Genomic DNA, 6,142 nt, shown 5'->3' with positions numbered 1-6,142 from the left:
ACAAGGACTCCATGCCGCTCCCTCTGGATTAGGTTAAGGCGATATCGCCAACCGGACAACTAGGCTGACAGAGGGGGTTAGCCCCTGGCCACCATTAACCGGCAGTAACCGAAAACGGGTACCCACACGATGGGCGCGGTAGAGGTGTAAGGCGTCGTCCATTTCCACCACGGCATAATCGTCGTGCCCCAAGCCGCGTGCTTCATTCACCACCAGTACATCCCCCTCGATTACGGCACCGCTAACACCCGCCTCTTCGCCGACTTCGACAGCAAAGCAATTGGGCGAATAGCCCTCGCAATCAATGCCAGCGAGCGCGGGATGGTCAATGCCTATGGATAAAGGGCCAAGGTAGGTTAATCGCATATTTCACCAAAGCTTTTAACCATCAGTTAAGGCGTCACGAATAGTCCATAGCTCTATTGCCTGATCACCCACATAAGCCCTCACATGCATTGTGCCCGTCCAAGTACTATCTAAAACGCTGACAGGGATCCCAGCGCGAGGCGCTATACAGCCATTAGCTAGCAAGTAGTTCATAGCGCGGTTATCATTTTTTACGGCTGCGTCTATAAACTGATCAAGCAAATCTTCAGTAATGCATGCGACATAATTTTCACCTTTAAATGCACGCTCTTGTGCAGATGCACTAAGAGAAATGACCAGCATAAACGCTGAAATAGTGCTTAAAACTGTTAGCTTTTTTAGATTAATCATTCCCTTCCCCATTTATAGTTCTACAAACTTATTAAAGCACTTGCCCCAAGTTCACCAAACACCGCCCTAGCACTTCTACAAACTGTTTCTTATCCGGTGCTATTAATTCTTTGTCATAGCGCGTGTTGTCACTAATCAGTAGCCAGCCCCCGCCAGCCACGCGCTGCATGCGTTTAAGCCGCCGTTCACCATCCATAAGAATCAGATAAACGCCCTCACGGCTCGGATCACGTTGATTGAAGTCGACAAACACGTAATCGCCATCATCAATCGTACCGTCCATGCTATCGCCGCGCGCTCGTACCCATACCCCTGAATCAGGCAATTTCAATTCAGCGAGTACAGCGCGGTCCATGTGGAAATAACCCAGCACTTTTTCTTCTGTGAAATCTCGGCCACTGCCTGCTGCACATTCCACATCGTACATAGGAATTGATGCGATGTTGGGATCGCTTAAGCCCCGATAAAAATGAGGGTCTTTTTGCTCAGCAAGAGAATCTTCATCCGCACCTGGGGCCACACCTTCCCCAAGAAGCAACCAATCTAGGGATACTCCCGTAGTTTTAGCAGCTTCAATGCATTCAGAAGTTGGGATATTTCCATTTCTCGACCAGTTATGAATAGTCGAAGGAGCCCGACCAATAGCTTTTGATAGCTGCTGATCATTCTTAACGCCATAGGCAATTCTAAGCCTTTCAAGAACTTGCGCGCCTAAATGATCTTCATTCATGTAAATATTCCAAATAGTGAATACTTTTCATTCGAATATTGGGATATTTTGTCCCAGAATCCGAACAAGCCAGTAAAGTACATGACTGTAATTGAATGGAAGCCTAAACCATGAAAGCCCCAAACGCTATTAGCCATGTTCCAAAAATGGGTGATGACCGTGCGACTGAGCAATTCAGCGTCAGTGTTACCTCTCAAGAAAAAAACCTGATCGATCAGATTGCATCGACCGAAATCCGCTCAAGGTCAGCTACCACCCGAATGCTGATTCTTAGAGGCCTTAGCCAGTACAAAACAGAATCCCTCATCGCCGATTAACCAACGTTCACGCACTGCATAAGGAAAGCCCGCATGTATCAGGACACTAAGCGCCTCCGCACCAAGAAAAGCGTTTACCTGGATGAGTACGAAGATGCCGTTATCACTGCATTGGCCAACCTTTACGGCATCAGCAAAGCGGCGTTAATGCGCGAAATGATGCTGGCTCAGGCGCGTGAGCTGTTTGGCATCGGTGATATGCCAAGTGTGGGGCAACGTGCGGGGTAAATCTGCCCCCTCTTCCGCCCCCTTTTCCACCCCTGAAAAGGTGCCGTATGCCCATCAGAGATAAACGAACGGAAATTGATATAGATCCAGAGTTAAGCGCCGTTCTTGATCGCGTCAGTGAAGAGCACGGCCTGGAGTCACAAGAAGCCGCCATGGAGTTCCTGGTATCAAGAGGCATTCGACTTGGCGGCAACAAAATAACGGGAAGGGGGCGCGCCCTGTACGAAGTGAAGAGAGGGCCAAGTGACAGAACCCAATGATGAAAACGAAATGCACGAGGTCAGCCGACTGCGGTTCGACTGCCCTCACTGCGGATCATTCATGAAAGTGCGGACTTCGAAGACGCATTTACCTGAATACCGCGAGCTGTATTTGCACTGCACCAACGAATTTAAGTGTGGGTACCGCTGCAAAGCTGCGTTGAGTGTTTCCGAGACCCTAGCCCCCAGCTACTGCCCTAACCCGGACGTGGATATCAAACCCTCGCCCTGGCTAATGCGGCGGCTGGGCTTAGAAGCCCAAGGCCAGATACGCCTGGGCGAATTTTTACCGCCCAAAAAGGAATCGCAACAATGAACGTAACGCCCATTACTGCCGCAAAAGCACCGTTTGATCTTGCTACTGAGGTGCTATGGCAGCACCGCTGGGATAGCCGCGTTGAAGCGCTGCGCATCACCATCGGCACGCTTGTGAATGACTACGGCATTTCTGAGGCCACCGCCGAAGTCGCCAGCATTCAAGCCTTCGCCGATCTCGATAGCGTCAACGAATCCAGCCGTATTGATGTTGACGCTACTACGTCGCACGTCGTGATTTTTCGTGATGACTCAGGCCGCCCGGTGATGCTCACCGCCCGCGACTTGAACCGCATGATCAAGCAAGCCCGCGATGCTGGTATGGCTCAAGTGGTCGATGCCGACACCCGCCGCCCTATCGTTTTAGAGCACTGAGGTTAGCAATGGCCAACATTACCCCGCTACCCGCTCGTAATGCACCGCCCCGCGTCCAGCCAGATCGCGCGGGCTTTGGTGAACTCCGCGCCGAGCTTCACAACCGCGTCGTCGATCAAGACTTGGTCGACGTATGGGCAAACCTCCCCCACGCCGAACGGCGCTTGGTACTGAAAAGCGCCGGGCTTCAAGAGGACGCTACCCAGCAAATTAGCCAGCTGACAAAGCCCGCCCGCGATGCTGTACGCGCCGCCATCCATCGCATGAGCACTTATGCAGCGGGTCTACGCGACCAGCTGCGCAACCGTGCCCAGCATCCCAGCTGCGAGCTGGCCAGCCACGCCCGCCAAGCCATCGCGGAAGGCAATACCAAAGCCGCGCTGCACTGGTTGGGCCTGATTGAAAAGGGGGTGGCGTGAATACCCAAACGACGATGCACGCACTTTATGTCGTGAAAGCTAGGTTCGACTACCTCGCTAAGCAACTCAACGAACAGGGTCACAAGATGGCCGCCGCCGAGTTGCTTCGCGAGTCCGATAAGTTCGGATGCCAGCTCACTCAGCTGGACAGCGTTTTTGACGATTACAAAATCGACATTGCCACCGCGCAATCCAGACCAGAAAGGCACTCCGACCGCTGGGTAGGTATTGATCTGGCTAAAGTAGGTAGCGGCCTGTGAGCGCGCTGGAACAAAGCCGCACGTTCGGCAACTTCGAATGCCATAAATGGCGTGGTGCCATATTTGACGCCCTGCCCGGTTGGGCTGAGCAGCTCGCTGCCGGTTTCGTCTACGTCGCCCGGCAGCATGGCAACGCAGCGGGTAACCGGTGGTTGCGGCGAAATAGCCAGGATCTGGTAGAGCCTTCTTTCATTCTTTCGCGCTTTATGCCTATTCGCGCTGCCCTTGCGCGGGCCATGAGCGCACTGGTTAACCGGGGCTCTACGACCATCGAAGGCGTTCAAGCTGCCAGTGCTTGGCTACTCAGCGTCGAGCGCCGTTTAGTTGTGGGCAGTTTGAACGCCACCCACGACGATGACGCCCTGGTCAACTACGCCCAAGCCCAAGCGTCAGCCATTGATAAAAATTCGAGCCTCTTGATAGGCGATATTGCCAAGTTGAACCGTTTGCAGCGCCTGGGATTGGTTTCACCCGCGCCGCCTCGCATGGCGAGCAACGGCCAGCCCTTGTCTGTGCAATACCGCGCCTATCAAGATGCTTGTGCTCGTGCTGCTAACCCATTTACGCCCCCACCGTTTATCGGCAATTTCCGGTTTCAGCGCTGGCATTACCTGCGGCCGCTTTGCCTTTCCGTGGTGCGTGTCCGTGCTATCGAGCAAGGCCGCAGCCGTTGCGCGCTTCATGGCGTTACCCCGCCAAGCAACAAGCTGCCGACCAAAACACAGTTGGCCAAGCTGAGTTGCCCACGGTGGTGGCGTAAAAAGCTGCGCACAATTTGCGGTCGCACGGTTGAGCAGGTGATGCGTGAAGCCCACCGCGTGCATATGCGAGCGGGTATCTACTGCAGTGATTTTACGGTTGAGCGCCGCCGCTCTCAGATATTCCGCAATAACGCATTGCTCGAAACCATGGAGGCCATTAACCAAGAGGGGCAGGTTTTTACCTTGGCCGAGCTGGCTGAAAAGGGGCTAGCAAACCCCGACCACCGCCGCGCTGAACTCATGCTGCGAATTAACGACACCGAAGCCGAAGCCCGCCGCCTCGGCCACGTGGGCATGTTCTACACCATGACCGCGCCGTCAAAGTACCACCCGGTTGTCGCTAGTAACTGCTTTCGTAACCCTAAATACCGTGGCGCTACGCCCCGCGAGACTCAGCAGTATTTGCAGGGCTTGTGGGCGAAGATCCGCGCCAAGCTGGCCCGCGATGACATCGGTATTTACGGCATCCGCGTGGTAGAGCCTCACCACGATGGCACACCCCATTGGCATTTGCTTATTTGGATGAAGCCCGAAGATGAAGGCGCGGTCACCGGCACTCTTCGCGAGTACGCCGAAGAGGCGAACCCAGAAGAGCTATTCAACCGCTGGGGTAAAACTACCGCCCGCTTTGATGCAAAGCGTATCGACTATGAGCAAGGCACCGCCGCCGGTTACGTCGCCAAATACATCTCGAAAAACATTAACGGCCAACAGTTCATGGAAATGGACAAGTACGGCCATGAAATGAAAACCAGCGCGCCGCGCATCGAGGCGTGGGCCAGCGTGTGGGGTATCCGTCAGTTTCAGTTCTTGGGCCTGCCGTCCGTCACGGTCTGGCGTGAAGTGCGCCGCCTCACCGAAAAGCAAGACCAGATGCTTAAAGATTGGGAAGCCGCGACCCGCCCGCATCCTTGCGCCGCCCTGCGCTTTGCCCAGATCCGCAAAGCGGCTAATGCGGGCCAGTGGGATCAGTTCTTACGCCTCATGGGTGGCCCGATGACCAAGCGCAAAGACCAGCCCATTAAGCCCTGGGTAGAAACCAAGATGAACACCGGCTCCCACATCGAAACATTCAGCCACGCCACCGGCGAAGACTTCGGCGCCGGTGCAGTAGTCGCGCGCGGGCAATATGGCGAAGAGCAGAAAGTGACTTTTGGCCTAGTGGCCACCGGCCGTGCTGGTTTTTCCAGTGAGTACATGACCCTCGTTTATAAGTGGCAAGTGCGGGCGAAAGGCTCGCGGGCTGGGGGTGATTTTCAGGCTGTAGGCGAAGCCGAAAGCCCTTGGACTCGTGTCACTAACTGTACGGAGGGGCCAGATATTCAGCCCCGAGAGCCATCACCAGCGGAGCTAAAAGCCCAGCTTGCCCGATTCAAAGAGTGGCAGAGCTCAGAAATTTACCGCGCAGAGCTGGAAGCGGTACACCGCGACATCATCGCAGACCGCGAAGCGTCCAGAAGAATGGCCGCATCGCCACCCCCTACATCATTTAGCGAGGAAGAAGAGTTCTTCCCGTCCGAACTGTGCTGACAAAAGGAAACATCATGGCCGATAACGCCGACCGCGCCGCGGTCACCATCCAACAAAGCCTGGACGCCCTACTGGAACGCCGTGCCGGAATAGCCTCCCAAGCCGCCAACGATGAGTGCATCGACTGCGGCTACGAGATCCCCACCGCCCGCCGCCAAGCGGCGCCTTGGGCGACTACCTGCATCGAGTGCCAGGGCATTCGTGAACTGAAAAACAAACAAGGACGGTAA

Annotated in this window: 11 protein-coding genes; 8 read left to right on the top strand and 3 right to left on the bottom strand. The window is 54.8% G+C overall.

Annotated elements, in window-relative coordinates:
- Positions 1-33: 33 nt before the first annotated feature.
- The 3 genes from INT33_RS13825 to INT33_RS13815 are packed head-to-tail and all read right to left on the bottom strand — an operon-like array spanning position 34 to position 1,447.
- Positions 34-366 (bottom strand): LexA family transcriptional regulator, encoded by a 333-nt coding sequence (locus INT33_RS13825; protein ID WP_193092176.1) that lies wholly within the window; start codon positions 364-366, stop codon positions 34-36.
- Between the two features lie 15 nt (positions 367-381).
- Positions 382-717 carry a hypothetical protein gene (locus INT33_RS13820; protein WP_193092175.1) on the bottom strand — a complete coding sequence of 112 codons (336 nt, stop codon included), beginning with the start codon at positions 715-717 and terminating at the stop codon, positions 382-384.
- Between the two features lie 31 nt (positions 718-748).
- Positions 749-1,447 (bottom strand): LexA family transcriptional regulator, encoded by a 699-nt coding sequence (locus INT33_RS13815; RefSeq protein ID WP_193092174.1) that lies wholly within the window; start codon positions 1,445-1,447, stop codon positions 749-751.
- Positions 1,448-1,557: 110 nt separating this feature from the next.
- On the opposite strand from INT33_RS13815, the gene INT33_RS13810 reads away from it, so the two are divergent.
- From INT33_RS13810 to INT33_RS13775, 8 genes are all read left to right on the top strand, one after another.
- Positions 1,558-1,764 (top strand): hypothetical protein, encoded by a 207-nt coding sequence (locus INT33_RS13810; protein WP_193092173.1) that lies wholly within the window; start codon positions 1,558-1,560, stop codon positions 1,762-1,764.
- Positions 1,765-1,797: 33 nt separating this feature from the next.
- Complete coding sequence (locus tag INT33_RS13805) at positions 1,798-1,992, top strand: hypothetical protein (RefSeq protein ID WP_193092172.1); 195 nt, start codon at positions 1,798-1,800, stop codon at positions 1,990-1,992.
- 243 nt (positions 1,993-2,235) lie between these two features.
- Positions 2,236-2,568, top strand: a complete 333-nt coding sequence (locus tag INT33_RS13800; protein ID WP_193092171.1) for an ogr/Delta-like zinc finger family protein — start codon at positions 2,236-2,238, stop codon at positions 2,566-2,568.
- Positions 2,565-2,942 carry a hypothetical protein gene (locus tag INT33_RS13795; RefSeq protein ID WP_193092170.1) on the top strand — a complete coding sequence of 126 codons (378 nt, stop codon included), beginning with the start codon at positions 2,565-2,567 and terminating at the stop codon, positions 2,940-2,942. The genes INT33_RS13800 and INT33_RS13795 overlap by 4 nt, the downstream gene beginning before the upstream one ends.
- Before the next feature lie 8 nt (positions 2,943-2,950).
- A complete protein-coding gene (locus tag INT33_RS13790) occupies positions 2,951-3,361 on the top strand; it encodes a hypothetical protein (RefSeq protein WP_193092169.1) in 411 nt (136 codons plus the stop codon).
- Entirely contained in the window at positions 3,358-3,621 is a 264-nt protein-coding gene (locus tag INT33_RS13785) for a hypothetical protein (RefSeq protein WP_193092168.1), read from the top strand. The genes INT33_RS13790 and INT33_RS13785 overlap by 4 nt, the downstream gene beginning before the upstream one ends.
- A complete protein-coding gene (locus INT33_RS13780) occupies positions 3,618-5,912 on the top strand; it encodes a replication endonuclease (RefSeq protein WP_193092167.1) in 2,295 nt (764 codons plus the stop codon). Before INT33_RS13785 ends, INT33_RS13780 begins: the two co-directional genes overlap by 4 nt.
- A gap of 14 nt (positions 5,913-5,926) precedes the next feature.
- Positions 5,927-6,142 (top strand): TraR/DksA C4-type zinc finger protein, encoded by a 216-nt coding sequence (locus INT33_RS13775; RefSeq protein ID WP_193092166.1) that lies wholly within the window; start codon positions 5,927-5,929, stop codon positions 6,140-6,142.

The organism is Halomonas colorata (assembly GCF_014897985.1).
Classification (GTDB): Bacteria; Pseudomonadota; Gammaproteobacteria; order Pseudomonadales; family Halomonadaceae; genus Vreelandella; species Vreelandella colorata.
The sequence above is the reverse complement of the archived record's forward strand: the minus strand, read 5'-3'. Positions and strand labels throughout refer to the sequence as shown.